We start from the raw sequence: 25,061 nt of genomic DNA, 5'->3' as shown, positions 1-25,061 counted from the left end.
CATGCCGGTGCCCGGTTACCGCGACGTCCCCACCCGCCGATGGGAGCCGGACGCGCCGCTCGACCTCGCCGAAGCCGAGGAGTTTCTTGGCCGCTGCTACGGCGAGAATCCCCGCCTCGGCCCGGTCGAGCCCCGGCTGGCGCGGGTCCGCGCCCAGGTCGCGGCCACCGGCAACTACACCCACACGCCGCAGGAGCTGGCCCACGGCGCCAAGCTCGCCTGGCGTAACGCCAGCCGGTGCATCGGCCGGCTGTACTGGCGCAGTCTGGTCGTCCTCGACCGGCGTCGGGTCCGCAGCGCCGCCGGGATCCATGCCGGCGCGGTCGAACACCTCAAGATCGCCTCGGGTCTCGCCGGCGAGGACGCGCGGCCCGGGATGATCCGTCCGGTGATCTCGGTCTTCGCCCCGGCGACGCCGGGACGGCCGTACCCGCGGATCTGGAACGAGCAGCTCATCCGGTACGCCGGCTACCGCGCCCCGGACGGCACGGTCACCGGGGACCCGCGCAACGTCCACTTCACCGCCGCGATGGCCGAGCGGGGCTGGACCGGCGCCGGCGGGCGCTTCGACGTGCTGCCCCTGGCCATCGAGACCCCGGCTGACGGCGTCCGGCTGTTCCCGTTGCCGGCCGAGGCCGTGCTCGAGGTGCGGTTGCGGCACCCGGAGCACGCCTGGTTCGCCGAGCTGGGGCTTCGCTGGAACGCCGTTCCCGCGATCGCCAACATGCGGCTGACCATCGGCGGGCTGCACTATCCGCTGGCGCCGTTCAGCGGCTGGTACATGGGCACCGAGATCGGGGCGCGTAACTTCGCCGACAGCGACCGCTACGACCTGCTCCCGGAGGTGGCACGGCGCCTCGGCCTGGACACCTCGCGGGAGGCCACGTTGTGGCGGGACCGGGCGCTGGTGGAGCTGAACCGGGCGGTGCTGTGGTCGTTCGACCAGGACGGCATCAAGATCACTGACCATCACACCGAGTCGGCCCGGTTCCTGGCCCACCTGCGTGCCGAGGGCCGGGCCGGGCGTGATGTCCCGGCCGACTGGACCTGGATCGTCCCGCCGATGTCCGCCAGCGCCACCGGCGTCTTCCACCGCTACTACGCCGAGGCCGACCTACGGCCCAACTTCTACCTCGACGCCGAGGCGCGCCAACTGGCCCGGTACGGCCGGGCCGCGACGTCAGTCGCGCCCCCGCAGCGGGCGGGAATGGCGCCCGTCGCCCCGGTGTTGACCAGTGCGGTCACCCCGCTGCCCGCGCCCCGCCAGAGCGTGGCAGACTGGTGAGCCGGCCAACCTGGTACCGGTTCCCGCCTCCCGCGACCGCCTGTGGCGCCCCGACGCGCCGCCAGCGGCACGCCCGGACATCGCCTGCGCGACGTCCGCCCGGCGCCCGGCGACCATCGACGAAAGGACCGCGGTCATGAAGCAGGGCATTCACCCCGAGTACGTCAGCACGCAGGTCAGCTGCTCCTGTGGGAGCACGTTCACCACCCGCAGCACCGCCAAGGGTGGCTCGATCCACGTCGAGACCTGCAGCGCCTGCCACCCGTTCTATACCGGTAAGCAGCGCGTGCTCGACACCGCGGGCCGGGTCGCGAAGTTCCAGGCCAAGTACGGCAAGATCTCCAGCGGCAAGAAGTAGCTCGTCCGACCGGCGCTCGTCCCACACGGCCCTGGCGGTCGGGGCGGGCGCCGCTCGCGTCCCATGGCCGGCGGCCGACCCGCCGCCACTTCCCGGGGCACGGCTGGGACGACCAGCGGCGGCCCCTCCGTCCGACGGAGGAAACGCGTTGAGCGACAACGGCAGCCAGCGGCTCGCTGGTCTTCTGGCCGAGTACGCCGAGCTGGAGGCCCGCCTGGCCGACCCGGCCATCCACGCCGACCAGGCCACCGCCCGTCGGGTGGGCCGGCGTTTCGCCGTCCTGGCGCCCATCCAGAAGGCGGCAGCCGAGCTGCGGCAGGCCCGCGCGGACCTGATCGCGGCCCGGGAGCTGGCGGCCGAGGACCCGGCCTTCGCGGCCGAGACCGAAACGCTCGCCAGCGAGCTGCCCGCGTTGGAGCGACGCCTGTCCGAGCTGCTCATTCCGCGCGACCCGCACGACGCCAAGGACGTCATCGTCGAGATCAAGGCCGGCGAGGGCGGCGAGGAGTCGGCGCTGTTCGCCAGCGACCTGCTGCGGATGTACACCCGGTACGCCGAGCGTCACGGCTGGGTGACCGAGGTCATCGACGCCCAGGAGTCCGACCTGGGCGGCGTCAAGGACGTGTCGCTGGCGGTCAAGACCAAGGGCGTGCCCGACGGCGGCAACGGCGTCTGGTCCCGGCTCAAGTGGGAGGGCGGCGTGCACCGCGTCCAACGGGTGCCCGTCACCGAGTCCCAGGGCCGGATCCACACCTCGGCCGCCGGGGTGCTGGTGCTGCCCGAGGCCGAGGACGTCGATGTCCAGATCGAGGCCAACGACCTACGCATCGATGTGTTCCGGTCCTCCGGTCCCGGTGGTCAGTCGGTCAACACCACCGACTCCGCGGTGCGGATCACCCACCTGCCGACCGGCATCGTCGTGTCCTGCCAGAACGAGAAGTCCCAGCTGCAGAACCGGGAGCAGGCGATGCGGATCCTGCGCGCCCGGCTGCTGGCCGCCGCCCAGGAGGCCGCCGACGCGGCCGCCTCGGACGCCCGGCGCCTCCAGGTGCGCACCGTGGACCGCTCCGAGCGGATCCGCACCTACAACTTCCCGCAGAACCGGATCACCGATCACCGCATCGGCTACACCGCGTACAACCTGGACCTGGTCCTCGGCGGCGACCTCGACGGGATGCTCGACGCCCTCTCCGAGGCCGACCGGCAGGCCCGACTCGCCGGTGACGCCGAGCTGAGCCGGCGCTGAGTCGGCCCAGGGACGCGCCATGACCGCCGGGCCCGCGGCCGCCCACCCGCCCGGCGGGGAACGCGCGTCGGCGACGATCGGCCGGGCGGCAGTCGAGCTGGCCGCCGCCGGCGTGGCCTCGCCGCGGGTCGACGCCGAGTTGCTGGCCGCCCACGTCCTGGGCGTGCCCCGCGCCCGGCTGCTGCTCGTCGATAGCTTCCCGGCCGAGGTGGCGGCCCGGTACGGCACGCTGGTCGCCGCCCGCGCCGCCCGGACGCCGTTGCAGCATCTGGTCGGGCACGCCCCGTTCCGGCAGCTGGGGCTGGCCGTCGGGCCCGGGGTCTTCGTCCCGCGCCCGGAGACCGAGCTGCTGGCCGGCTGGGGCCTGGCGGCGATCGCCGGGCTGGCGTCGCCGTTGGTGGTGGACCTGTGCTCGGGCTCGGGCGCGATCGCCTTGGCGGTCGCCCAGGAGGCGCCGGGCGCCCGGGTGGTGGCCGTGGAACGCTCCCCGAGGGCACTGGAGTGGCTGCGTCGTAACGTGGCGGCGCGGGCCGCGGCCGGGGACCGTCCGGTCGAGGTCGTCGCCGGCGACGTCACCGACCCCGACCTCCTCTACGACCTCCGTGGCCAGGTCGATCTGGCCCTGTGCAACCCGCCGTACGTGCCAGCGGCGGCCGATGTCCCGGCGGAGGTCGCCGGGCACGATCCGGCCGAGGCTGTCTTCGGCGGCCCGGACGGGCTCGCGGTGATTCGACCGGTGATCGCGCTGGCCGCGCGGCTGCTGCGACCGGGCGGCGCGGTGGGCGTCGAACACGACGACACCCACGGCGACGCGGTCGTCGACCTGCTCGCCGCCGACGGCCGGTTCGTCGAGGTCGCCGCGCACCCGGACCTGCTCGGCCGCCCGCGGTTCGGCGCCGCCCGGCTGGCGCGTGGCAGACTTTCCTGGTGATGTTCTTCGACTGCCGCACGCTGGCCGAACGCGACCGTGGCATCAACGCCGCCGTGGAGGCTGTCCGCCTCGGCGAGCTTGCGGTGCTGCCCACCGACACCGTCTACGGCCTCGCCGTCGACGCCTTCAGCAGCGACGCTGTCGCCTCGCTGCTCAACGCCAAAGGGCGCGGTCGGCACATGCCGCCGCCGGTCCTGGTCGGGTCCCGGCACACTCTCGACGGGCTGGTCTACAGCCTGCCGGCGGTGGCCAACGACCTGGTCGAGGCGTTCTGGCCAGGCGCGTTGACGCTGGTCGTCGAGCACGCGCCCAGCCTCAAATGGGACCTGGGCGACACCGACCACACAGTCGCGGTGCGGATGCCGCTGCACCCCGTGGCGCTGGAGGTGCTGCGAGAGACCGGGCCGCTGGCGGTGTCGTCGGCCAACCTCACCGGCCAGGCCGCGGCGACGACCGCCGAGCAGGCCCGCGACCAGCTGGGCGCCTCGGTGCGGGTGTACCTGGAGGCCGGGCGGTGTGGGGCGGCGTCGCTGCCGAGCACCATCGTGGACGTCACCGGCGAGGTCCCACGGGTGCTGCGGGAGGGCGCGATTCCCACCGCGACACTGCGGACGGTCGCGCCGACGCTGCTCGGCGCGAACGGTGAGTCGGCGTGAGCGCGCCGTTCGTGGTGCTGCACGTCTGCATGGGCAACATCTGCCGGTCGCCGATGGCCGAGCGGTTGCTGGCGCTCGCCGTCCGGGAGCGGGTCGCCGCGGCGGGGTGGTCGACACCTGCCAGCTACCTCTTGCACAGTCATGGCGCGGGGACCGGCGGGTGGCATGTCGGGCAGCCGATGAACGCCCCGGCGTCCCGTCAGCTGCTGGCCCGCGGCGCGGAGACGACCGGATTCGCCGCCCGGATGCTACGCGGCGAGCACATCGAGTCCTCCGATCTGATCCTCACCGCCACCGCCGAACAGGCCGAGCAGGTCCAGCTCATGCGCCCGGACGCCGCCGATCGCACCTTCGTGCTGGGGGAGTTCGGACGCCTCCTGCGAATGGTCGACCGGTCGTCGTTGCCGGTCGTCGCCGCGGACGCTGATGCCGTGTGCGCGCGCGGCATGGCGCTGGTGGGGGCCGTCAACAAGGCCCGGGCCGGCCTGCCACCGCGTCCCGGCGACGACTTGGCGGACCCGTACGGCCTTGACGATCACTACTTCGGGCGGATCGCCGACCAGATCGAAGCGACCGTCCGCCCGCTGGCCGCGGTGCTCATAGACTCGGAGGCGTGACGCAGACCTTCTGGGGGCCGGACTTCGCCCAGCTCGAGGCCACTGACCCGGAGATCGCCGCGGTGGTGCTGGGGGAGCTGGAGCGCGAGCGCGGCGGCCTCCAGCTCATCGCCAGCGAGAATCTCACCTCGCCCGCGGTGTTGGCGGCGCTGGGCTCCACGTTGAGCAACAAGTACGCCGAGGGGTATCCGGGCCGGCGCTACTACGGCGGCTGCGTCGAGGTGGACCGGGCCGAGGCGATCGGCGTCGAGCGGGCGAAGGCGCTGTTCGGGGCGCAGCACGCGAATCTTCAGCCACACACCGGCAGCAGCGCCAACCTGGCCGCCTTCGCGGCGCTCCTCCAGCCCGGCGATACGGTGTTGGCGATGGACCTGCCGCACGGCGGGCACCTCACCCACGGCAGCAAGGTCAATTTCTCGGGTCGGTGGTTCGCCACCGTCGGGTACCACGTGCGGGCCGACACCGAGCTCATCGACTACGACGAGGTGCGGGAGCTGGCGCTCGCCCACCGCCCGAAACTGATCATCTGTGGCGCGACCGCCTACCCACGACTCATCGACTTCGCCGCCTTCCGGACCATCGCCGACGAGGTCGACGCCTACCTCATGGTCGACGCCGCGCACTTCATCGGCCTGGTCGCCGGGCGGGCCGTCCCGTCGCCGGTGCCGCACGCGGACGTCGTCACCATGACGACCCACAAGGTGCTGCGCGGCCCGCGCGGCGGCATGATCCTGTGCACCGAGGAGCTGGCCCCTCGGATCGACAAGGCGGTGTTCCCCTTCAGCCAGGGCGGACCGCTCATGCACGCGGTGGCGGCCAAGGCGGTGGCGCTCAGGGAGGCCGCCGCGCCTGAGTTCGCCGCCTACGCCCGGCAGGTCATCGCGAACTCACGGGCGCTGACCGCGGCGCTGGCGGAGCATGGCATGCGCCCGGTCTCCGGGGGGACCGACACCCATCTGGCCCTGCTGGACCTGCGCGGCATCGACGTCACCGGGGCACAGGTCGAGGCCCGCTGCGACGCCGCCCGGATCAGCCTCAACAAGAACGCGATACCGTACGACCCGCAGAAGCCGATGACAGCAAGCGGGATCAGGGTGGGCACGCCGAGCCTGACCACCCAGGGAATGGGAGTGGACGAGATGCAGCTCGTCGCGCGGATGATCGCCACCGCGGCGCACAGCGACCCGGACGACCCGTCCGGCGCCGCGGCGCTGCGTGAGGTCGCCTCGGAGGTGCTCGACCTGGTCGGCAAGTTCCCGGCGTACCCGCGGTGAGGCTGCGTTTCGTTCCCAACGCCTGGGCCGACGAGGACGACGCGGAGGACGCCGAGCGCGCCGAGCGGATCGCCAGCGGCGAGATCGACCCGCCGGCGCCGTTGCCCGGTCTGGCCTGGCGGTTGGCGCACCTGCGGGTGTTGCTGCCCACAGCCGCGGCGATGCTGCTCGTCGCCGGTGTTGCCGGCGGGATGACTCGTGGCGTCGACGGGGCGGCCGGCGCGGTCAGTGGCGTCGCCCTGGTGGTCTTCAGTTATCTGTTGACCACGGTGTTCCTGGCCTGGGTCGACACCGCCGCGCCCGCGTTGATCTTTCCGATGGGGATGACGCTCTACGTCACCAAGTTCGGGCTGTTCGGCATGATCATGTACCTGGTCGCGAACGCCGGATGGGCCGGGCTGGCCCCGATGGCGATCGGGATCTGTTTCGGGGTCTTCGGCTGGACCGGCGTCCACATCTGGTGGCTGCACCGCGGCCAACGGCGCGGGGCGCTCGCGGTCAGCTGACGGTCCGTCAGTTCGCGACAATCTGCCCAGCGTCGCGGGTTCGAGGCATCGACACGCCCCGCTCCACTTGGGTCCTGGCGGCCCGGGGGGTGCGGGGCGTATCCGTAGGCGCTGCTGATATCGTTCGCCGCGTCATGGCCGGTGACCAGCCTTCCCAGTCCAGTGGTGCTCCGAACGGCGACGAGCCGCCCCGGAGCGATCAGGGCTGGGCGGTGATGGGTTACCTGATCGGCGGCATGGCTGTGTGGGGCGGCGTCGGCTATCTGGTCGATCGTTGGCTCGACACCGGTGGCATCGCCACCGCCATCGGGTTGGTGCTCGGCATGGCCGGAGCGATCTACCTCGTGGTCCGCCGGATGAGCGCGTAAGAACGGAAGGGATACGGTGCTCGCACAGCAGATGGCCCCCACGGCCGAGGTTCCTTTCCCGCCGACCGTGGGCGACTTCTTCACGCCGTCGATCCTCGGCGGCGATGACCAGTGGCTGACCAAGTACTCGATCCTGGTGTGGGTGGCGGTCGCCGCGATCATCATCTACTTCCTCATGAGCTACCGGGACCCGAAGCTGGTCCCGACGAAGAAGCAGTGGATGGCGGAGTCCATCTACAACTTCGGCCGTAACACCATCGCCAAGGACATGATCGGTCATGAGGGGCTGCGTTTCGCGCCGTATCTGACCACCCTGTTCTGCTTCATCCTGCTGACGAACTTCATGGGCATCATTCCCGGTATTCAGACGTCGCCGAACTCGCACATCGCGATGCCGCTCGTCATGGCCGCGATCAGCTACGTGATGTTCATCTACGTCGGCATTCAGAAGAACGGCGCGGGCACGTTCTTCAAGAACCACCTGATGCCCCCGGCGCCGTGGTTCATGATGCCGATCCTCATCCCGATCGAGCTGGCTTCGAACTTCATCTTCCGCCCCGCCACGCTGGCGCTGCGTCTGTTCGCGAACATGTTCGCCGGCCACGTCATCCTGTTGGTGTTCACCCTCGGTGGCTTCGTGCTCCTCAACTCCGAGAGTCTATTCCTCAAGCCGGTCTCGCTCCTGTCCTGGGCGCTGGCGATCGGGCTGACCTTCCTGGAGGCGCTGGTGGCGGTCCTTCAGGCGTACGTGTTCACCGTGCTCACCGCCAGCTACGTCTCCGGCGCGCTGGCTGAGGAGCACTGAGTCACCACCTGCAACGTCCGAATCTCGGCGCGTGAACGTCACGCCCGGAATCCAGGAGGAAACACAGCATGTCCGTAGCATCCGCAGTTCTCGCCGAGGGCGTCGTCGGCGGCAGCCTGTCCGCGATCGGCTACGGCCTCGCGGCCATCGGCCCCGGCATCGGCGTGGGTCTGGTCTTCTCGGCCTACATCCAGTCGACCGCGCGCCAGCCGGAGTCGTCGCGGCTGACCCTGCCTTATGTCTGGATCGGCTTCGCCGTCATCGAGGCCCTGGCGCTGCTGGGTATCGCCTTCGGTTTCGTCTTCAAGGGCAGCACCTCCTGACGTAACTCCAACACAGCCGGGAGGTTTACATGCGCTACCTCGCTGAAGGTGGTGAGCACCACCCACTCGTGCCGATCTGGCAGGAGATGGTCCTCGGCACGATCGCGTTCGCGCTGCTGTGCTTCGTGCTGATGAAGTTCGTCTTCCCGAAGATGGAAGAGACCTTCCGGGCCCGGGTGGACGCGATCGAGGGCGGCATCAAGCGCGCCGAGGCCGCCCAGGCCGAGGCGAACGCCCAGCTCGACCAGTACCGCGCCAAGCTGGCCGAGGCAAGCACCGAGGCGGCGCGGATCCGTGACGAGGCTCGCGCCGACGCCGAGGGCATCCGCAGGGACGTCCTGGCCAAGGCCGCCGAGGAGCGGGACCGCATCATCGCGGCCGGCAAGGAGCAGCTCGCCGCTGAGCGGCAGACCATCGTCCGCGAGCTGCGGGCCGAGATCGGCACCATCGCCGTCGACCTCGCCAGCAAGATCGTCGGCGAGTCGCTGGCGGACGAGGCGCGTCAGCGCGGCACGGTCGAGCGGTTCCTGTCCGACCTCGAGACCGCCGGACGGCGTTGATGTCGGCCGTCAGCCGGGAGTCGTACGCCGCCGCGGGCGAGCGGCTGGCGGCCTACGCCGCTGGCGCTCCGGCCGAGGCGGTGGCCGCGACCGCTGAGGAGATCCTGTCGTTGGCGTCGCTGCTGGCCGGTGAGCCACGGCTGCGTCGCGCCCTGTCGGACCCGGCCCGTGAGGGCCAGGACCGCGCCGGGCTGCTGCGTTCGGTGTTCGCCGGCAAGGTCGGCGCCGCCACAATCGACCTGCTGTCCGCGCTGGTGGTCGGCCGGTGGAGCTCGGCCGAGCTGCTCAACGCGGTGGAGCGGATCGGCGTCGACGCCCTCTTGGCCGCCGCCGACCTCGGTGGCGAGCTGGCGGAGGTCGAGGACGAGCTGTTCCGTTTCGGTCAGGTTGTCGACGGCTCCCCGGAGCTGGCCTCCACTGTGAGCGACTCGTCGGCGCTGCCGGAACGGCGGATCGCGCTGGTGCACAGCCTGCTCGTCGGCAAGGCCAGGCCGGTCACGGTTCGGCTGGCCGAGCTGGCGGTCCGTGGTTTCGGCGGTCGTAACTTCGCCGCTGGGCTCAGCCGCCTGGTCGAGCTTACCGCCGAGCGTCGGGAGCGTCAGGTCGCCTACGTGACCGTCGCCTCGCCGCTGAGCGAGCTGGCTCAAGGTCGCCTCGCCACGGCGCTGTCGGGGATCTACGGCCGGGAGATGTCGCTGCGGTTCACGATCGACCCGCGGATCCTCGGCGGCATCAGCGTGCAGGTCGGGTCCGACCTGTACGACGGCACCGTCGCCCGGCGCTTCGTCGACACCCGCAACGCGCTGGTCGCGCGCTGAGCACCACTCGCGCCCGAGAGGGCACGATGATCGTCTGGGCGCCTGACCGCGCCGAGGAACATGAAGCGTCCGACGGGCGCTTCAAGCACCACTTCGCCGTTCGCTCACGGCGCCCCTCGCGGGAGCCCGGGCACTGAATCAGAGGAAGCAGAGGATGGCCGAGCTGACCATCTCGACGGAGGAGATCCGGGGCGCCCTGGAGCGCTACGTCTCCTCCTATAACCCGGAGATCTCCCGCGAGGAGGTCGGTACTGTCACCGACGCCGGCGACGGCATCGCCCACGTCGAGGGCCTGCCCTCGACGATGGCCAACGAGCTGCTGGAGTTCGCCGACGGCACCCTGGGTATCGCCCTGAACCTGGACGTCCGCGAGATCGGTGTGGTCATCCTGGGTGACTTCACCGGCATCGAGGAGGGTCAGAAGGTCAAGCGGACCGGCCGGGTGCTCTCGGTCCCGGTCGGCGACGCCTTCCTCGGTCGTGTGGTGGACCCGCTGGGCACCCCGATCGACGGCCTCGGCGAGATCCAGAACGAGGGTTACCGCGAGCTGGAGTTGCAGGCGCCGAACGTCATGGCCCGTCAGGGCGTGTCGGAGTCGCTGGCCACCGGCATCAAGGCCATCGACGCGATGATCCCGATCGGCCGCGGCCAGCGTCAGCTGATCATCGGTGACCGCAAGACCGGCAAGACCACGGTCGCGCTGGACACCATCCTCAACCAGAAGGCCAACTGGGACTCCGGCGACCCGAAGAAGCAGGTCCGCTGCATCTACGTGGCCATCGGGCAGAAGGCGTCAACGATCGCGTCGGTCAAGGGCCTGCTCGAGGAGCACGGCGCGATGGAGTACACCACCATCGTGGCGTCCCCGGCGTCCGACCCGGCCGGCTTCAAGTACCTGGCGCCGTACTCCGGCTCGGCCATCGGCCAGCACTGGATGTACGCCGGCAAGCACGTCCTCATCGTCTTCGACGACCTGAGCAAGCAGGCCGAGGCGTACCGCGCCGTGTCGCTGCTGCTGCGTCGCCCGCCGGGCCGCGAGGCCTACCCGGGTGACGTCTTCTACCTGCACTCCCGTCTGCTGGAGCGTTGCGCGAAGCTCTCGGACGAGCTGGGCGGCGGCTCGATGACCGGACTGCCGATCATCGAGACGAAGGCCGGCGACATCTCGGCGTTCATCCCGACGAACGTCATCTCGATCACCGACGGTCAGATTTTCCTGGAGGCCGACCTGTTCAACCAGGGCGTCCGCCCGGCGATCAGCGTCGGCACCTCGGTTTCCCGGGTCGGTGGCGCCGCGCAGGTCAAGCCGATGCGTAAGGTCGCCGGCCGGCTGCGTCTGGACCTGGCCCAGTACCGGGAGCTGGAGGCGTTCGCCGCCTTCGCGTCCGACCTGGACAAGTCCTCCCGGGCACAGCTGGAGAAGGGCTCGCGCCTGGTCGAGCTGCTCAAGCAGCCGAACTACAGCCCGATGGCGCCGCAGGAGCAGACGGTCTCGATCTGGACCGGCACCGAGGGCAAGCTGGACGACATCCCGGTGTCGGACGTGCGCCGCTTCGAGACCGAGTTCCTGGCCTACCTGCGGCATACCCACAAGTCGACCCTGGAGACGATCGCCGGCAACACGTGGAACGACGATGTCGTCGCCGCGCTGGACGAGGCGATCGCCACCTTCAAGAAGCTCTACCTGGCCAAGGCCAAGGAGCTTCGGATCAACGAGGCCGCCGCTACCCCGCTGGAGGGCGATGAGGGCCGGGAGACCGTTACCCGCCTGACCCCGTCCGCCGACGACAAGTAGGGCTGACCGATGGCTGGCCAGGTTCGAGTTCTTCGTCAGCGGATCCGTTCCGCCAAGTCGATGAAGAAGATCACCAAGGCGATGGAGCTGGTTGCGACCAGCCGTATCGCCAAGGCTCAGGCACGGGTCGCCGCCTCTCTTCCGTACGCCGAGTCGATCACGGGGGTGCTCACCGCTCTGGCGTCGAGCACCGCGATCGACCACCCGCTGCTGACCGCGCGTCCGCAGGTGCGTCGGGCCGGGGTCCTGGTCATCACCAGCGACCGTGGCCTGGCCGGTGGTTACAGCTACAACGCGATCAAGACCGCGGAGCAGCTGATGGCGAGGCTGCGGGACGAGGGCAAGGAGCCGGTGCTGTACGTCGTGGGCCGCAAGGGCCTGGCGTACTACACGTTCCGGAGCCGGGCGATCGGGGCGAGCTGGACGGGCTTCTCGGAGCAGCCCAGCTTCGCCGACGCCCAGCGGATCGGCGCGACGTTGATCGAGGCGTTTGTGCGGGGCGCCGATGACACGGCGTCGGGCCCCGGTCCCGACGGTGTGCTCGGCGTCGACGAGCTGCACATCGTGTCGACGCAGTTCAAGTCGCTGATGACGCAGACCCCCCGGGCGCGCGTCATCGGGCCGATGCAGGTGCAGGACCAGCCGACGGCGGCGGGCCTGCCGGCGTACGAGTTCGAGCCCGAGGCGGAGGCGCTGCTCGACGCGCTGCTGCCGAAGTACATCAACACCCGCATCTACGCGGCGTTGATCGATTCGGCGGCGAGCGAGTCGGCGTCCCGGCGGCGTGCGATGAAAAGCGCCACCGACAACGCGGATGACATGATCCAGAAGTACACGCGGGAAATGAACTCCGCGCGTCAGGCCGGGATCACCCAGGAGATCAGCGAGATCGTCGGCGGCGTCAACGCCCTCGCTGCGGCAGGAAGTGAACAGTGATGACAGAGACCAAGACCGCCACCGGTCGCGTTGTCCGGGTCATCGGCCCCGTCGTGGACGCCGAGTTCCCGCGCGACGCCATGCCGGACATCTTCAGCGCCCTGCACGTGGACGTTGAGCTGTCCGAGGGTCGCAGGACCCTGACCCTCGAGGTCGCGCAGCACCTGGGCGACAACATCATCCGGGCCATCTCGATGCAGCCCACCGACGGCATGGTCCGCGGCTCGGAGGTCCGGGACACCGGATCGCCGATCAGCGTCCCGGTCGGCGACGGCACCAAGGCCCACGTCTTCAACGCGATCGGCGACTGCCTCAACCTCAAAGAGGGCGAGCAGTTGCAGGTCACGGAGCGGTGGCCCATTCACCGTAAGGCCCCGGCCTTCGCGGACCTGGAGCCGAAGACCGAGATCCTGGAGACCGGCATCAAGGTGATCGACCTGCTCGCCCCGTACGTCAAGGGCGGCAAGATCGGTCTGTTCGGCGGCGCGGGCGTCGGCAAGACGGTCCTCATCCAGGAAATGATCATTCGGGTCGCCAACAACTTCGGCGGCACCTCGGTCTTCGCGGGCGTCGGCGAGCGGACCCGCGAGGGCAACGACCTCATCCACGAGATGACCGAGTCCGGCGTCATCAACCAGACCGCGCTGGTCTACGGCCAGATGGACGAGCCCCCGGGAACGCGTCTGCGGGTCGCCCTGTCGGCGCTGACGATGGCCGAGTACTTCCGGGACGTCCAGAAGCAGGAGGTGTTGCTCTTCATCGACAACATCTTCCGCTTCACCCAGGCCGGCTCTGAGGTCTCGACGCTGCTGGGCCGGATGCCGTCGGCCGTGGGTTACCAGCCCACGCTGGCTGACGAGATGGGTCAGCTCCAGGAACGGATCACCTCGGTCCGTGGCCAGGCGATCACGTCGCTCCAGGCGATCTACGTGCCCGCCGACGACTACACCGACCCGGCGCCGGCGACCACGTTCGCGCACCTGGACGCCACCACGAACCTGGAGCGTTCGATCTCCGACAAGGGCATCTACCCGGCGGTCGACCCGCTGGCGTCCTCGTCGCGGATCCTGGCCCCGGAGTACGTGGGCGCCGAGCACTACGCGGTGGCCACCGAGGTCAAGCGGATCCTCCAGCGGTACAAGGATCTTCAGGACATCATCGCCATCCTCGGCATGGACGAGCTGTCCGAAGAGGACAAGATCACCGTCAACCGGGCTCGCCGGATCGAGCGGTTCCTGTCGCAGAACACCTACGCCGCCAAGATCTTCACGGGCATCGAGGGTTCGTTCGTGTCGATCAAGGACACCGTCGAGGCGTTCCGGAAGATCTCCGAGGGCGAGTACGACCACGTGCCGGAGCAGGCGTTCTTCATGTGCGGCGGTCTGGACGACCTGGAGCGCAACTACCGTGAGCTGACCAAGTAGTCAGTCGGCTCAAGGCTCTGACGGCGGGCCGGTAGGGGAGACCCCTGCCGGCCCGCCGGCTGTGTAGCGGTTTAGGGCGAGTTGCCCATCGGCGGCCGACCACGAACTACCCTGGTCGGTGTCGGCCCGCTGGCGCCGGGCGGGCGTCTGGGCGGCCGGTGGCGTGGCCGCGACATGGGGGAGTCACATGCCACAGAAACCGCGCGTTCGGCGACGATCCCCGTGGTGGGCCAGGCTGAGCATCGCCATGGGCGCCCTGCTGCTGCTGTTCAGCGGCGGCGCCTGGATGGGGACCACGGCGCTGGTGGCGCGGTACGAGGGCGCGGTCGGCCAGGCTGACCTTTTCGGGGACGCCGCGGGCCCGCCGACGCCGACCAGCGACATCACCGGCCCGCTCAACATCCTGCTGGTGGGCATCGACCCCCGCGACAGCGTCCCGGACTGGGTGCCCCGGGCCGACTCGGTGCTGCTGCTGCACGTGCCGAAGTCCATGGACCGCGGCTATCTGACGTCGCTGCCCCGGGACCTGCTGCTGGACATCCCCAGCTTCCAGAAGGCCGGTTACGGCGGCGGCGTCGACCGCCTCGCGCACGCCATGTACTTCGGCGCCACCCCGGTCGGCGGCGGGCGTCCGAACGTGGCCGCCGGCTTCGAGCTGCTGGCCAGCGCCGTCAGCGACTACACCGGCATCCGCCGGTTCGATGCCGGGGCGATCATCACTTTCACCGGCTTCAAACGCATCGTCGACGCCATGGGCGGGGTGACGATGTACCTCGACCAGAACGTCACATCGATCCACATGCAGCCGGATGGACGGCACCGCCGTCCCAGCTACACCGGCGGCGAAGGCCCGTACGGATATGTGGGCCCGCAGAAGCGCTACGTCAAGGGGACCCGGCAGCTCAAGGGCTGGGAGGCGCTCGACTACGTGCGTCAGCGGTACATCCCCGGCGGCGACTACGCCCGCCAGCGCCACCAGCAGCAGTTCATCCGGGCGATGGCGAACCAGGCGCTGAGCCGTGCGGTCCTCACCGACCCAGTGAAGCTCGACCGGGTGCTGCGGGCGGCCGGCCAGGCCCTGGTGTTCAGCGGGCGCGGGCACACTGTCGTCGACTACGCCCTGGCGTTGCGGCAGATCCGGTCGGAGTCGATCACCATGGTCCGGCTCCCCGGCGGCAGCGTGATGGCGGACGGCCAGTACCAGGGCGAGGAGTTGACATCCCTGGCGAACCAGTTTTTCTCCGCGGTGCGTGGGAACCGGGTGGAGGAGTTCGTCGTCGGACACCCGGAGCTGATCAACACTGTGCGGTGAACCGTTTCGTGCCGCGGCGCGTATTGACAGACATGAGGCGTCGAACGACTGAAAAGCGTTGCTGGTCTGATCTGCCCCCGGCGGCCGCGCCGTTGCCGGCGACGCCCACGGGCGAGGGACGGGGGTCGCCCCCGACGGCGCTCTTAGCCGATCGGCCCGGGTGGGGGCGGTGGTCGCGCTGCGATTAGACTCGCCGCATCCCGCCCCTTAGCACCAGCGAATCACCGAGGAGTTCCAGCGTGGCGAAGCAGCTTCAGGTCGAGTTCGTCGCTGTCGAGGAGAAGGTCTGGGCCGGCGAGGCCGAGATGCTCGTCGCCCGCACCACCGAGGGCGAGCTGGGCGTCCTTCCCGGGCATGCGCCGCTGCTCGGTCAGCTCGCCGAGCCCAGCGAGGTGCGGGTCAAGCTCGCCGGCGGCGAGCAGCTCGTCTACGAGGTTCCCGGCGGTTTCCTGTCGGTGACGGACGAGGGTGTGACCGTCCTGGCTGAGAGCGCCACCCGCGTCTCCGCGGCGAAATGATCCGCTGACGCCGATGTCGGTCCTCGAAGCGATCGGAATCGGCTTCGGCCTGGCGTCCGGCGCGTTGGTGCTGGTGACGCTGGTGCTGTTCCTGCGCCGCGCGGCGATCTCCGGCTCTGGCGGGACGATCAGGCTCCAGGTCCGGTTGTCGACGTCGGTGCGGGGGCGCGGCTGGTCGCCCGGGCTGGCCCGGTTCGTCGGCGACGAGCTTCGCTGGTACCGGCTCTTCAGCGTCTTCCCATGGCCCCGCCAGGTGTTGTCCCGGCGGGGTCTGATCGTCCGTGGACGGCGGGCCCCCGAGGGGCCGGAGCGGCTGACGATGTCGACGGACTCGATCATTCTTCGCTGTCAGAGCGGGCCAGCTACGTTCGAGATCGCCATGGCCAGCGGGACGCTGACCGGCTTCCTCTCCTGGCTGGAGGCGGCGGCGCCGGGCGAGGGCCCGCCGCGCGCCACCTCCTGACCCTCGGCCGCCGGGCCGCGCCGACCGCCTCAGCGGCCGCCGCCGGGGGACCACAGCACGTCGCCGCCCGGATTGGCGGTTCTCGCCAGAATGAACAACAGGTCCGACAGCCGATTGAGATACTTGGCCGGCAGCGTTGTGGTGCGCTCGGGGTCATTGTCGATGAGCGCCCACGCGGCGCGTTCGGCGCGTCGGGCGACAGTCCGGGCGACGTGCAGCAGCGCGGCGCCGGCCGTCCCGCCGGGGAGCACGAACGAGGTCAGCGGGCTGAGCTTGTCGTTGAACTCGTCGCACCACTGTTCAAGGCGGGTGACGTACTCCTCGGTGACGCGTAGCGGGGGATGAGCGGGATCGGGGGTGACCGGGTTGCCCAGGTCCGCGCCGACGTCGAAGAGATCGTTCTGGATCTTGGTCAGCACGTCCCGGACCGCCGGGTCGAGCCCGCCGACGGCGACCGCCACGCCGATGGCCGCGTTGCATTCGTCGGTGTCGGCGTACGCGGCGATCCGTGGGGCGGTCTTGGGCGCCAGCTCGTTGTTGACCAGTCGGGTCGTGCCGTCGTCGCCGGCGCGGGTGTAGATGCGGGTGAGGTGAACAGCCATGGCGGCAAGCTTACGGACGCCCGGGTCCGACCCGTGGCTGACGTTGCTGCCGCCTGACCTCGCCCCAGCCCACACGGCGACCGGGGTGGACGTGATCCGCGTCGCCGGTGGGGCCCGGCTGGCGGGTTCGGTGCGGGTGTCGGGGGCGAAGAACTCGGCGCTCAAGCTCATGGCCGCCGCGCTGCTGGCCCCTGGCCGGTCGGTGATCGCCAACGTGCCCCGGATCACCGACATCGCGATCATGGCCGAGGTGCTCCGACGGCTCGGCTGCGAGGTCGCCTTCACCGGCGACGAGGTGGCCGTCGACGTCCCCGAGGCGCCCGGCGCGGCCGCCGACTACGACCTCGTCCGACGCCTGCGCGCGTCGATCTGCGTCCTGGGTCCGCTGTTGGCGCGACGCGGTCAGGCGCGGGTGGCCCACCCCGGCGGCGACGCCATCGGCTCCCGGGGCCTCGACATGCACATCCGCGGCCTGGAGGCGATGGGCGCGCGGATCTCCAACGAACACGGCTTCGTCCTGGCCCGCAGCGACCGCCGCCTCACCGGCGCTCCGGTCTGGTTGGAGTTCCCCAGCGTCGGCGCCACCGAGAATCTGCTCACGGCTGCCGCGCTCGCCGACGGCGTCACCGTCATCGACAACGCGGCCCGCGAGCCGGAGATCGTCGACCTGTGCGCGATGCTCACGGCGATGGGCGCGCGGGTGCGCGGCGCTGGCACGTCCACCGTGGAGGTCGAGGGGGTGGACCGGCTCGCCCCGGTCCGGCACGTTGTCGTCGGGGACCGTGTGGTGGCCGGTACCTGGGCGTACGGGGCGGTGATGACCCGCGGCGACGTCACCGTGACCGGCGCCGACCCCCGGCACCTGGCCGTGGCCCTGGACAAGCTCGTCGACGCGGGCGCCCTGGTGGAGACCCGGGGGCCTGACGCCTTCCGGGTGCGGATGGACGAACGCCCCCGGGCGGTCGACGTGGCTACGCTGCCGTTCCCGGGGTTCGCCACCGACCTGTTGCCGATGGCGATCGGCATGGCGGCCGTCAGCGCCGGCTCGTCGCTGATCACCGAGAACATCTTCGACGGCCGGTTCATGTTCATCAACGAGATGACGCGGCTGGGCGCCGACGTCAGAACGGACGGGCATCATGCCGTGGTGCGCGGTCGGGAGGGATTGTCGAGCGCGCCGGTGCGGGCCACCGACATCCGCGCCGGCGCCGGACTGGTCATGGCCGGGCTCTGCGCCGACGGCATCACGGAGGTCAGTCACGCGCACCACATCGACCGGGGCTACCCCGGTTTCGTGGACGATCTGCGCTCGCTCGGCGCGGTCGTGGAGCGGGGTCCCGCGCCGGAGGAGCCGTCGTTCGGGTTCTGAGGCGCCGGTAAGGTCCCGGGAAGTCATTGGTGGGCGCGTGCGGCGTCCGAAACGGGAGGTGTGACATGGCGGGACGACTCGCGGTCATCGGGGCCGGTCTGATGGGCTCGGGCATCGCGCAGGTGGCTGCGCAGGCGGGCTGGCAGGTCACTCTGCGGGACCTGGACGACGCCGCGACGGCCCGGGGTCTGGCCGGCATCCGCGGCTCGTTGGAGAGGTTCGCCAGCAAGGGCAAGATCGCTGAGGAGGACGTCGCGGCGGCGTTGGGCCGGATCACCACGACGACCGAGCTTGACGCGGCCGCTGACGCGGACATCGTCGTCGAGGCGGTCTTCGAGAAGATCGAGATCAAGCACGAGGTCTTCAAGGCGCTCGACAGGATCTGCAAGGACGGCGCGGTCCTGGCGACGAACACCTCCGCGATCCCGGTCACCGAGATCGCCGCGGTCACCGGACGTCCCGAGGCGGTCGTCGGCACGCACTTCTTCTCGCCGGTGCCGATGATGCAGCTGTGCGAGCTGGTCCGCGGTTTCAAGACCACCGACGAGACGCTCGCGACGGCGCGTTCGTTCGCCGAGGGTGTCGGCAAGACCTGCATCGTGGTGAACCGGGACATCGGCGGGTTCGTCACCACCCGGCTCATCTGCGCCCTGGTGATGGAGGCGGTCAAACTCGTCGAGTCCGGCGTGGTCTCGGCCGAGGATCTGGACACCGCCAGCAAGCTCGGGTTCGGTCACGCGATGGGGCCGCTGGCCACCTGCGACCTGACCGGCACCGACATCCTGCTCAACGCCGCCCGCAACATCTACGACTCCACCGGCGACGAGAAGTTCTTCCCGCCGGAGCTGCTCCAGCGCATGGTCACCGCCGGCGACCTCGGCCGCAAGGCCGGCAGGGGCTTCTACCAGTACTGAGCCCGTCAGTCGCGGTTGGACCAGCGGAAGGTGCGCACGCACAGCACCAGCCCGATGACGCACCACAGCCCCAGCACCAGCGCCACCTTGCCCAGCTCCCACGATCCGCCCGGCTCGTTCGCCGCGAACGAGTCGGGCAGGAACACCGAGCGCATCCCCTGGCACATCCACTTGAGCGGGAACAGCGCCGCCACCTGCTGCATCCAGGTCGGCAGCTGGGTGAAGACGAAGAACACGCCGGAGATGAACTGGAGCACCAGCGCCACCGGGGTCACCACCGCGGGCGCCCCGCGGGCGGTGCGCACCAGGGAGGTGAACGCGATCCCGCAGAGTGTGCAGGCGGTGATGCCGAGCACCGACACCCAGGCGAACGTCCACCAGTCGGTCGCCGAGCCGGGCATGTCGAGTCCGAAGAACGCGGTGGCGATGGCCAGCAGCAGGACCGTCTCGACCACCCCGACGACGATGACGAAGACGACCTTTCCGGCGAAGTAGGCCCAGGGCGGCATCGGGGTTCCGCGTAGTCGCTTGAGGACGCCCTTGTCCCGTTCGATGGGGATCTGGATGGCCAGGTTCTGGAACCCGACCGTCATGAGCCCGGTGGCGATCATGCCGGTGACGAAGTACTGGGTGAACCGCACACCGGGCGCGATGACGCCGTTGAAGATCGATCCGAAGATCGAGATCATGATTACCGGGAACAACAGGGTGAAGACCACCGATTCCCGGCTGCGGCTGAACTGGAGCAGCTCCATCCGGCCCCGGCTCCAGGCCAATGTCAGCGGCGTCACCGGCCAGCTCCGATCATGCTCAGGTAGACGTCTTCGAGAGTGGGGCGGGAGACCGTCAGGCCGGGCGCCTCACCGCCGTACCGGACGGCAAGCTCAGCCACCAGCGCGGTGGGGGTATGGGTGTCCGCGGTCTCGACGGCGCCGTCGGGCCGCTGCCACGTCACCGTCGCCGGGGCGTCCTGCCGGCCGCCGAGCGCTTCGGTGGTGTCCACCGCGACGATCCGCCCCGCCACGATGACCCCGACCCGGTCGGCCAGCGCCTCGGCCTCCTCCAGGTAGTGGGTGGTGAGCAGGATGGTGGTTCCGTTGGCGGCCAGGCGCCGGATCAGCTCCCAGAACTCGTGCCGGGCCGCCGGATCGAACCCGGTGGTCGGCTCGTCGAGGAACAGCAGCTCGGGCCGACCGACGATGCCCAGGGCCACGTCGAGTCGTCGTTTCTGCCCGCCCGACAGGGTCCTGGTGCGGGCGTTCGCCTTGTCGGACAGGCCCACCAGGGCGATGACCGTGGCCGGGTCGTCGGCATCGGGGTAGAGGCCGGCGAAGTGGGTGACGACCTCCCGGACCGTCAGCTCCTCGAACTCGCCGGTGCCCTGCAACACGATGCCGACCCGGGCCCGCCAACCCCGACCGGCGTTGGCGGGATCCTGGCCCAGGACGCTGACCTCGCCGGCGTCCCGCTGCCGGTATCCTTCGAGGATCTCCACCATCGTCGTCTTGCCGGCGCCGTTGGGCCCGAGCAGGGCGAACACCTCGCCGGACCGCACGTCCAGGTCCACGTCGTCGACGGCCGCCCGCGACCCGTACGTCTTGCGTAGGCCCCGCACGCGGATAGCCCCCTGTCCAGCCATGCGGTCACTATGCACCGGGGTTGGTGGCGCCCCCGCGGCGCCCCGGACGGTCGATCCCCGCGTTCGACTCATGAGGAGGCGCCATGTCGCGACGCCAGCCAGCCGTTGACTCCGATCGGCTGCGCGCCGACTGCCGGCGGTGCTTCGCGTTGTGCTGTGTGGCGACGGCCTTCGCCGCGTCGGCCGACTTCGCTGTCGACAAACCCGCAGGGCAGCCCTGCCGCAACCTGGCGCCGGACTTCCGCTGCGGGATCCATGCGAGCCTGCCGCAGCGGGGTTTCGCGGGCTGTGTCGCCTTCGACTGCTTCGGGGCGGGCCAGCAGGTCGCCCAGGTCACCTTCGGTGGGCGGGACTGGCGCCAGGCGCCGGCGACGGCGCCGCTGATGTTCGACGCGTTCGCGGTCATGCGTCAGTTGCACGAGCTGCTCTGGCACCTGACGGCGGCGCTCGCGCTGCCGGACGCGCGGCCGTTGCTGCCGGATCTGCGCCGGGAGCTGGCCGCCACCCAGGCGATGACCGCTCTGCCGGCGGACCAGCTGGTGGCGGCGGACGTGTCCGGGCGCTGGGCCAGCAGCAGCGTGCTGCTGGTCCGGGCGAGCGAGCTGACCCGGGCCGGGCGCCGCGGACCTGAGCGTCGCGGCGCGGACCTCATCGGGGCTGATCTGCGGGGCGCTGACCTGCGCGGCGCGAACCTGCGGGGCGCCTACCTCATCAGGGCCCGGCTGGGGCGGGCCGACCTGCGCCGCGCGGATCTCGCCGGCGCGGACCTGCGCGGCGCTGACCTGCGTGGCGCCGACCTCAGCACCAGCATCTTCCTTACCCAGCCGCAGGTCGACGCCGCGGGCGGCGACGCGGCCACCCGGGTGCCGGCAGGTCTGCGCCGGCCGCTCAGCTGGTCCAGCCCGCCGGCCCCCGGCGGCGCCGACGCCACAGAGGCGAAGTACTCGCCGGGGCGGCGGCCAGGCCGGCGGCGGTGAGGACCTCGAACCCGGCTCCCAGCATGGCACCGGCGGGCTCGCTGCGCCGGGCCGCTACGCTCCCGGGGTGCGGTTGGTGATTGCGCGGTGCTCGGTGGACTACGTCGGACGGCTCTCGGCGCATCTGCCGTCGGCCACCCGACTCCTGATGATCAAAGCGGACGGCTCGGTGTCGATCCACGCTGACGACCGCGCCTACAAGCCCTTGAACTGGATGAGCCCGCCGTGCCGCCTTGAGGAGGCGCCCGGGGTGTGGCGGGTGGTCAACAAGGGCGGCGAGCAGCTGCTCATCACCCTGGAGGAGATCTACCAGGACACCTCGTACGAGCTGGGAATCGATCCCGGCCTGGTCAAGGACGGCGTCGAGGCGCACCTGCAAGAGCTGCTGGCAGCCTCGCCGGAGTCGCTGGGGGCCGGCTACAGCCTGGTCCGGCGCGAGCACATGACCGCTATCGGTCCGGTCGACCTGCTCTGTCGGGACGGGCTCGGCGGGTCGGTCGCCGTGGAGGTCAAACGCCGTGGCGACATCGACGGCGTCGAACAGCTCACCCGCTACCTGGAGTTGCTGAACCGGGACCCGCTGCTCACCCCGGTGGTCGGGGTGTTCGTCGCCCAGGAGATCAAGCCGCAGGCACGCGTGTTGGCCACGGACCGGGGTATCCGTTGCGTGGTTGTCGACTACGACAAGCTACGCGGGATCGAACGCGACGAACTCACCCTCTTCTGACCGCTCCTCAGCAGAACGTTGCGCCCCGTCAGGACGCGGCGCCCATGGCTTCGTGGTGCTCGGCCAGCTCCAGAGCCGTCAACGCCCGGTCATAGATGGCGACCTTGCCGATCGCGCCATGGAAGAACGAGTGGAGGTTGCCGCCGATCCGCAGCGGCGCGTCGCCGTCGGCTGGTCTGATCCGCAGCTCGGCCAGCGAGTCCTGGTCGCGGCGGACGCCGTTGACCACCAACGCGGTGTGGCCCATCAGATTCCCCGGGCTGCGATCCGTCGTGATCACCAGTCCGTAGTGGATCCACTCGCCGACGGTGACCGGCTCCTGGGCGTAGCTGCCGACGCCGAACCCGCCGGCGGCGTTGAACGCATAGCCGGAGAGCCGGTTCGGGCGGCCTTCCCCGTTGAGCTGTGAGTACATCCGGGCCACGTACTCCTGCTGATCCGCCTCGCCCTTGGCCAGCCAATGCACGTAGCCCGCGCCCTCGGCGCGGGGGAACTGGAGCGTGTCCGGGCGCAGCCACGCCTCGATCGTCAACGATCCGGTGGTGGCGACGCTGAGCTGCGCTGTGTCGCCCACCTCGGCGTACTGGCTGACGCCGTCGAACACCAGGGCGGCGTCGCCGTTCGGCAGCGTCCCCGGGGCCGCTTCGCCGACCTGTCGGAGCGTGTCGGCGCCGGGGCAGTCATGGTCGTCGGCGCCGAGGGGCAGATACATGACGGGCCCGTCGTCGAGAACGGTCCGGTCGTACCCGCTCACCGCACACCCGTCAGGCTGCCGGTTGGCATGGACTGCCACCGAGGCGCCGGTGATGACCGTGATGACGGCCGCGATGACGATGCTCTTCCGCAGGCGCATGCCAGGCAGTGTCCATGACGATTCCTGGACGCGGTGCCAAATCGACAATCGATGCCACTAACGCGCTCACCGCGCCCCGGGCCGGCCAACGTAGGCATGGGAGACTGCGACCGATCAAAGCTCTCGAGGAGGCGGACAGTGACGGACGGCATCGGCGTAGTAGGGGTCATCGGCCTGGGAACCATGGGCGCCGGCATCGTTGAGGTGTTCGCCCGCAACGGCGTCGACGTCATCGCCGTCGAGATCACTGAGGACGCCCTGGAACGTGGCCGGGCCGCGCTGACCCGATCCACCGACCGCGCCGTGGCGCGGGGTCGGCTCAGCGAGCCGGACCGTGACGCCCTGCTGGGCCGGGTCTCCTTCGCCACCGGTCTGGAGTCCCTGGCCACGGCTGATCTGGTCATCGAGGCCGTGCCCGAGCGGTTGGAGATCAAACAGAGCCTCTTCGCCGAGCTGGACCGGATCTGCCCGCCGGCCACCATCCTGGCAACCAACACCTCGTCGCTGAGCGTCACCGACATCGCGGTTGGCGCCGGCCGGCCGGGGCGGGTCGTGGGCATCCACTTCTTCAACCCGGCGCCGGTGATGAAACTGGTGGAGATCGTCCGGACTGTCGTCACCGACGATGACGTGGTCGACCGGGCCCAGGAGCTGGTCGACCGGCTCGGCAAGGTTGGCGTCACGATCGGCGACCGGGCCGGGTTCATCGCGAACTTCCTGCTGTTCGGGTACCTCAACCAGGCCGTCGGGATGCTGGAGTCGGGCTACGCCAGCCGTGCGGACATCGATGCGGCGATGCGGGTCGGCTGTGGCCTGCCGATGGGCCCGTTCGCCCTGCTCGACCTCATCGGTCTCGACACGTCCGTCCAGATCCTGGAGACCATGTACGAGCGGGGCGGCCGCGACCGTCGGCACGCCCCCGCGCCGCTGCTGGCGCAGCTGGTCGCCGCCGGCCTGCTGGGCCGCAAGACCGGCCGCGGCTTCTACACCTACGACCGGCCCGGCTCTGGGACGGTCGTCCCCGACGCGTCCGCCGCCCCGGGCGACGCCACCCAGGCCGAGGCCGCGGGCGTGATCGGCGCCGTGGGCGTGGTCGGCGCCGGCCCGACGGCGACCCGCCTGGCCAAGGAGCTGGCCGCCGCCGGCATCACCGTTCTCGACGCCGACGCCCTGGCCGAGGCCGATCTGGTCATCGACACCGGCGCCCCGGACCGGGCTGCGACGCTGGCCCGCTTCGCTGAGCTGGGCGCCGCGGTGAAGCCAGGGGCGGTCCTGCTCAACACGTCGACGACCGTCCCGACGATCGACTGCGCGATGGCTGCCGGTCGTCCCGGGGACGTCGTCGGTTGGTCCCTGCCGGCGCCGGCGGCGCCGCTGGCGGAGGTGGCCCGGTCGGTGCGGTCCGACGACGCGGCGGTCGCTGCCGCCGTCGCCCTCTCCGCCGCTCTGGGCAAGACCGCCGTCGTGTGCGGGGACCGCGCCGGCCGGATCGTGCACGCCCTGCTGATGCCGTACCTCAACGACGCGGTCCGGATGATCGAGAACTCCTACGCCTCCGCCGACGACATCGACCATGCGATGACGCTCGGCTGCGGCTACCCGATGGGGCCGATCGCCCTGCTCGACCACGTCGGCCTCGACACCGCGCTGGGCGTTCTGGACGCGCTGTTCGCGCAGGTCCGTGAGCCCGGTCTGGCGCCGGCGCCGCTGCTGCGTCAGCTGGTCGCCGCGGGGAGGCTCGGCGCCCGCAGCGGCGCGGGCGTCCGCGCGGGCCAGGCCGACTGA

Annotated in this window: 28 protein-coding genes; 24 read left to right on the top strand and 4 right to left on the bottom strand. The window is 70.7% G+C overall.

Annotation, left to right across the window (positions count from 1 at the left end; genetic code table 11):
* The first annotated feature begins 1 nt into the window (after position 1).
* The 19 genes from ABD287_RS10125 (at position 2) to ABD287_RS10035 (ending at position 16,195) form a co-directional block, all read left to right on the top strand.
* Positions 2 to 1,285 (top strand): nitric oxide synthase oxygenase, encoded by a 1,284-nt coding sequence (locus ABD287_RS10125; RefSeq protein WP_344171563.1) that lies wholly within the window; start codon positions 2 to 4, stop codon positions 1,283 to 1,285.
* Between the two features lie 136 nt (positions 1,286 to 1,421).
* Positions 1,422 to 1,643 carry a 50S ribosomal protein L31 gene (gene rpmE / locus ABD287_RS10120; protein ID WP_344171561.1) on the top strand — a complete coding sequence of 74 codons (222 nt, stop codon included), beginning with the start codon at positions 1,422 to 1,424 and terminating at the stop codon, positions 1,641 to 1,643.
* Between the two features lie 148 nt (positions 1,644 to 1,791).
* Positions 1,792 to 2,889 (top strand): peptide chain release factor 1, encoded by a 1,098-nt coding sequence (prfA, locus tag ABD287_RS10115; RefSeq protein WP_344171559.1) that lies wholly within the window; start codon positions 1,792 to 1,794, stop codon positions 2,887 to 2,889.
* A 19-nt stretch (positions 2,890 to 2,908) separates the two neighbouring features.
* Entirely contained in the window at positions 2,909 to 3,820 is a 912-nt protein-coding gene (prmC, locus tag ABD287_RS10110) for a peptide chain release factor N(5)-glutamine methyltransferase (RefSeq protein WP_344171557.1), read from the top strand.
* Positions 3,820 to 4,476 (top strand): L-threonylcarbamoyladenylate synthase, encoded by a 657-nt coding sequence (locus ABD287_RS10105; protein WP_344171663.1) that lies wholly within the window; start codon positions 3,820 to 3,822, stop codon positions 4,474 to 4,476. The genes prmC and ABD287_RS10105 overlap by 1 nt, the downstream gene beginning before the upstream one ends.
* Entirely contained in the window at positions 4,473 to 5,093 is a 621-nt protein-coding gene (locus ABD287_RS10100; protein WP_344171555.1) for an arsenate reductase/protein-tyrosine-phosphatase family protein, read from the top strand. The genes ABD287_RS10105 and ABD287_RS10100 overlap by 4 nt, the downstream gene beginning before the upstream one ends.
* On the top strand, positions 5,090 to 6,367 hold the full coding sequence (locus ABD287_RS10095) for a serine hydroxymethyltransferase (protein ID WP_344171553.1): 1,278 nt from the start codon (positions 5,090 to 5,092) through the stop codon (positions 6,365 to 6,367). Before ABD287_RS10100 ends, ABD287_RS10095 begins: the two co-directional genes overlap by 4 nt.
* Positions 6,364 to 6,873: a hypothetical protein gene (locus tag ABD287_RS10090; RefSeq protein WP_425565576.1), complete on the top strand. Its 510-nt coding sequence runs from the start codon at positions 6,364 to 6,366 to the stop codon at positions 6,871 to 6,873. Before ABD287_RS10095 ends, ABD287_RS10090 begins: the two co-directional genes overlap by 4 nt.
* 134 nt (positions 6,874 to 7,007) lie before the next feature.
* The gene (locus ABD287_RS10085) at positions 7,008 to 7,241 is read left to right on the top strand and encodes an AtpZ/AtpI family protein (RefSeq protein WP_344171551.1); all 234 of its coding nucleotides are present in this window, start codon (positions 7,008 to 7,010) and stop codon (positions 7,239 to 7,241) included.
* A 31-nt stretch (positions 7,242 to 7,272) separates the two neighbouring features.
* The gene (gene atpB / locus ABD287_RS10080) at positions 7,273 to 8,046 is read left to right on the top strand and encodes a F0F1 ATP synthase subunit A (RefSeq protein WP_344171660.1); all 774 of its coding nucleotides are present in this window, start codon (positions 7,273 to 7,275) and stop codon (positions 8,044 to 8,046) included.
* 68 nt (positions 8,047 to 8,114) lie between these two features.
* On the top strand, positions 8,115 to 8,369 hold the full coding sequence (locus tag ABD287_RS10075) for a F0F1 ATP synthase subunit C (protein ID WP_344171549.1): 255 nt from the start codon (positions 8,115 to 8,117) through the stop codon (positions 8,367 to 8,369).
* Between the two features lie 29 nt (positions 8,370 to 8,398).
* Positions 8,399 to 8,929 carry a F0F1 ATP synthase subunit B gene (locus tag ABD287_RS10070; RefSeq protein WP_344171547.1) on the top strand — a complete coding sequence of 177 codons (531 nt, stop codon included), beginning with the start codon at positions 8,399 to 8,401 and terminating at the stop codon, positions 8,927 to 8,929.
* The gene (locus tag ABD287_RS10065; RefSeq protein WP_344171545.1) at positions 8,926 to 9,747 is read left to right on the top strand and encodes a F0F1 ATP synthase subunit delta; all 822 of its coding nucleotides are present in this window, start codon (positions 8,926 to 8,928) and stop codon (positions 9,745 to 9,747) included. The genes ABD287_RS10070 and ABD287_RS10065 overlap by 4 nt, the downstream gene beginning before the upstream one ends.
* 154 nt (positions 9,748 to 9,901) lie before the next feature.
* Positions 9,902 to 11,542, top strand: coding sequence for a F0F1 ATP synthase subunit alpha (atpA, locus tag ABD287_RS10060; RefSeq protein WP_344171543.1), 1,641 nt, complete (start codon positions 9,902 to 9,904; stop codon positions 11,540 to 11,542).
* 9 nt (positions 11,543 to 11,551) lie between these two features.
* Entirely contained in the window at positions 11,552 to 12,478 is a 927-nt protein-coding gene (locus tag ABD287_RS10055) for a F0F1 ATP synthase subunit gamma (protein WP_344171541.1), read from the top strand.
* Positions 12,478 to 13,902 carry a F0F1 ATP synthase subunit beta gene (gene atpD / locus ABD287_RS10050; protein ID WP_344171539.1) on the top strand — a complete coding sequence of 475 codons (1,425 nt, stop codon included), beginning with the start codon at positions 12,478 to 12,480 and terminating at the stop codon, positions 13,900 to 13,902. Before ABD287_RS10055 ends, atpD begins: the two co-directional genes overlap by 1 nt.
* 187 nt (positions 13,903 to 14,089) lie before the next feature.
* On the top strand, positions 14,090 to 15,214 hold the full coding sequence (locus ABD287_RS10045) for an LCP family protein (protein WP_344171537.1): 1,125 nt from the start codon (positions 14,090 to 14,092) through the stop codon (positions 15,212 to 15,214).
* A gap of 239 nt (positions 15,215 to 15,453) precedes the next feature.
* Positions 15,454 to 15,732, top strand: a complete 279-nt coding sequence (locus ABD287_RS10040; RefSeq protein ID WP_344171535.1) for a F0F1 ATP synthase subunit epsilon — start codon at positions 15,454 to 15,456, stop codon at positions 15,730 to 15,732.
* Positions 15,733 to 15,745: 13 nt separating this feature from the next.
* Complete coding sequence (locus ABD287_RS10035) at positions 15,746 to 16,195, top strand: DUF2550 domain-containing protein (RefSeq protein WP_344171533.1); 450 nt, start codon at positions 15,746 to 15,748, stop codon at positions 16,193 to 16,195.
* Positions 16,196 to 16,224: 29 nt separating this feature from the next.
* On the opposite strand, the gene ABD287_RS10030 is transcribed toward ABD287_RS10035, so the two are convergent.
* Positions 16,225 to 16,797, bottom strand: a complete 573-nt coding sequence (locus ABD287_RS10030) for a cob(I)yrinic acid a,c-diamide adenosyltransferase (RefSeq protein ID WP_344171531.1) — start codon at positions 16,795 to 16,797, stop codon at positions 16,225 to 16,227.
* Between ABD287_RS10030 and murA the strand changes: the two genes are divergently transcribed.
* Positions 16,796 to 18,166: a UDP-N-acetylglucosamine 1-carboxyvinyltransferase gene (gene murA, locus ABD287_RS10025; protein WP_344171529.1), complete on the top strand. Its 1,371-nt coding sequence runs from the start codon at positions 16,796 to 16,798 to the stop codon at positions 18,164 to 18,166. The two genes, ABD287_RS10030 and murA, sit on opposite strands and share 2 nt — an antisense overlap.
* Before the next feature lie 65 nt (positions 18,167 to 18,231).
* Positions 18,232 to 19,080: a 3-hydroxyacyl-CoA dehydrogenase family protein gene (locus ABD287_RS10020; RefSeq protein WP_344171527.1), complete on the top strand. Its 849-nt coding sequence runs from the start codon at positions 18,232 to 18,234 to the stop codon at positions 19,078 to 19,080.
* 5 nt (positions 19,081 to 19,085) lie between these two features.
* On the opposite strand, the gene ABD287_RS10015 is transcribed toward ABD287_RS10020, so the two are convergent.
* Entirely contained in the window at positions 19,086 to 19,835 is a 750-nt protein-coding gene (locus ABD287_RS10015) for an ABC transporter permease (protein WP_344171658.1), read from the bottom strand.
* Between the two features lie 32 nt (positions 19,836 to 19,867).
* Positions 19,868 to 20,719, bottom strand: a complete 852-nt coding sequence (locus tag ABD287_RS10010) for an ABC transporter ATP-binding protein (RefSeq protein WP_344171525.1) — start codon at positions 20,717 to 20,719, stop codon at positions 19,868 to 19,870.
* 83 nt (positions 20,720 to 20,802) lie between these two features.
* On the opposite strand from ABD287_RS10010, the gene ABD287_RS10005 reads away from it, so the two are divergent.
* Both ABD287_RS10005 and nucS read left to right on the top strand, forming a co-directional pair.
* The gene (locus ABD287_RS10005) at positions 20,803 to 21,696 is read left to right on the top strand and encodes a pentapeptide repeat-containing protein (protein WP_344171523.1); all 894 of its coding nucleotides are present in this window, start codon (positions 20,803 to 20,805) and stop codon (positions 21,694 to 21,696) included.
* Positions 21,697 to 21,763: 67 nt separating this feature from the next.
* The gene (gene nucS, locus ABD287_RS10000; RefSeq protein WP_344171521.1) at positions 21,764 to 22,423 is read left to right on the top strand and encodes an endonuclease NucS; all 660 of its coding nucleotides are present in this window, start codon (positions 21,764 to 21,766) and stop codon (positions 22,421 to 22,423) included.
* A 28-nt stretch (positions 22,424 to 22,451) separates the two neighbouring features.
* Here nucS and ABD287_RS09995 read toward each other — a convergent pair whose 3' ends face one another.
* A complete protein-coding gene (locus tag ABD287_RS09995; RefSeq protein WP_344171519.1) occupies positions 22,452 to 23,276 on the bottom strand; it encodes a LamG domain-containing protein in 825 nt (274 codons plus the stop codon).
* A 138-nt stretch (positions 23,277 to 23,414) separates the two neighbouring features.
* Between ABD287_RS09995 and ABD287_RS09990 the strand changes: the two genes are divergently transcribed.
* On the top strand, positions 23,415 to 25,061 hold the full coding sequence (locus tag ABD287_RS09990; RefSeq protein ID WP_344171517.1) for a 3-hydroxyacyl-CoA dehydrogenase family protein: 1,647 nt from the start codon (positions 23,415 to 23,417) through the stop codon (positions 25,059 to 25,061).

Source organism: Pilimelia columellifera subsp. columellifera, assembly GCF_039532605.1.
In the GTDB taxonomy this organism is placed as follows: domain Bacteria; phylum Actinomycetota; class Actinomycetes; order Mycobacteriales; family Micromonosporaceae; genus Pilimelia; species Pilimelia columellifera.
Note: the sequence above shows the minus strand (reverse complement) of the source record. Positions and strands in the feature narration are given on the sequence as shown.

Coding starts and splice junctions, on each gene's coding strand:
- ABD287_RS10125 (WP_344171563.1), top strand. CDS start 2: ATGCCGGTGCCCGGTTACCGCGACGTCCCCACCCGCCGATGGGAGCCG.
- rpmE (WP_344171561.1), top strand. CDS start 1,422: ATGAAGCAGGGCATTCACCCCGAGTACGTCAGCACGCAGGTCAGCTGC.
- prmC (WP_344171557.1), top strand. CDS start 2,909: ATGACCGCCGGGCCCGCGGCCGCCCACCCGCCCGGCGGGGAACGCGCG.
- ABD287_RS10105 (WP_344171663.1), top strand. CDS start 3,820: ATGTTCTTCGACTGCCGCACGCTGGCCGAACGCGACCGTGGCATCAAC.
- ABD287_RS10085 (WP_344171551.1), top strand. CDS start 7,008: ATGGCCGGTGACCAGCCTTCCCAGTCCAGTGGTGCTCCGAACGGCGAC.
- atpB (WP_344171660.1), top strand. CDS start 7,273: ATGGCCCCCACGGCCGAGGTTCCTTTCCCGCCGACCGTGGGCGACTTC.
- ABD287_RS10075 (WP_344171549.1), top strand. CDS start 8,115: ATGTCCGTAGCATCCGCAGTTCTCGCCGAGGGCGTCGTCGGCGGCAGC.
- ABD287_RS10070 (WP_344171547.1), top strand. CDS start 8,399: ATGCGCTACCTCGCTGAAGGTGGTGAGCACCACCCACTCGTGCCGATC.
- atpA (WP_344171543.1), top strand. CDS start 9,902: ATGGCCGAGCTGACCATCTCGACGGAGGAGATCCGGGGCGCCCTGGAG.
- ABD287_RS10055 (WP_344171541.1), top strand. CDS start 11,552: ATGGCTGGCCAGGTTCGAGTTCTTCGTCAGCGGATCCGTTCCGCCAAG.
- atpD (WP_344171539.1), top strand. CDS start 12,478: ATGACAGAGACCAAGACCGCCACCGGTCGCGTTGTCCGGGTCATCGGC.
- ABD287_RS10045 (WP_344171537.1), top strand. CDS start 14,090: ATGCCACAGAAACCGCGCGTTCGGCGACGATCCCCGTGGTGGGCCAGG.
- ABD287_RS10035 (WP_344171533.1), top strand. CDS start 15,746: ATGTCGGTCCTCGAAGCGATCGGAATCGGCTTCGGCCTGGCGTCCGGC.
- murA (WP_344171529.1), top strand. CDS start 16,796: ATGGCGGCAAGCTTACGGACGCCCGGGTCCGACCCGTGGCTGACGTTG.
- ABD287_RS10030 (WP_344171531.1), bottom strand. CDS start 16,797: ATGGCTGTTCACCTCACCCGCATCTACACCCGCGCCGGCGACGACGGC.
- ABD287_RS10020 (WP_344171527.1), top strand. CDS start 18,232: ATGGCGGGACGACTCGCGGTCATCGGGGCCGGTCTGATGGGCTCGGGC.
- ABD287_RS10015 (WP_344171658.1), bottom strand. CDS start 19,835: ATGGAGCTGCTCCAGTTCAGCCGCAGCCGGGAATCGGTGGTCTTCACC.
- ABD287_RS10010 (WP_344171525.1), bottom strand. CDS start 20,719: ATGGCTGGACAGGGGGCTATCCGCGTGCGGGGCCTACGCAAGACGTAC.
- ABD287_RS10005 (WP_344171523.1), top strand. CDS start 20,803: ATGTCGCGACGCCAGCCAGCCGTTGACTCCGATCGGCTGCGCGCCGAC.
- ABD287_RS09995 (WP_344171519.1), bottom strand. CDS start 23,276: ATGCGCCTGCGGAAGAGCATCGTCATCGCGGCCGTCATCACGGTCATC.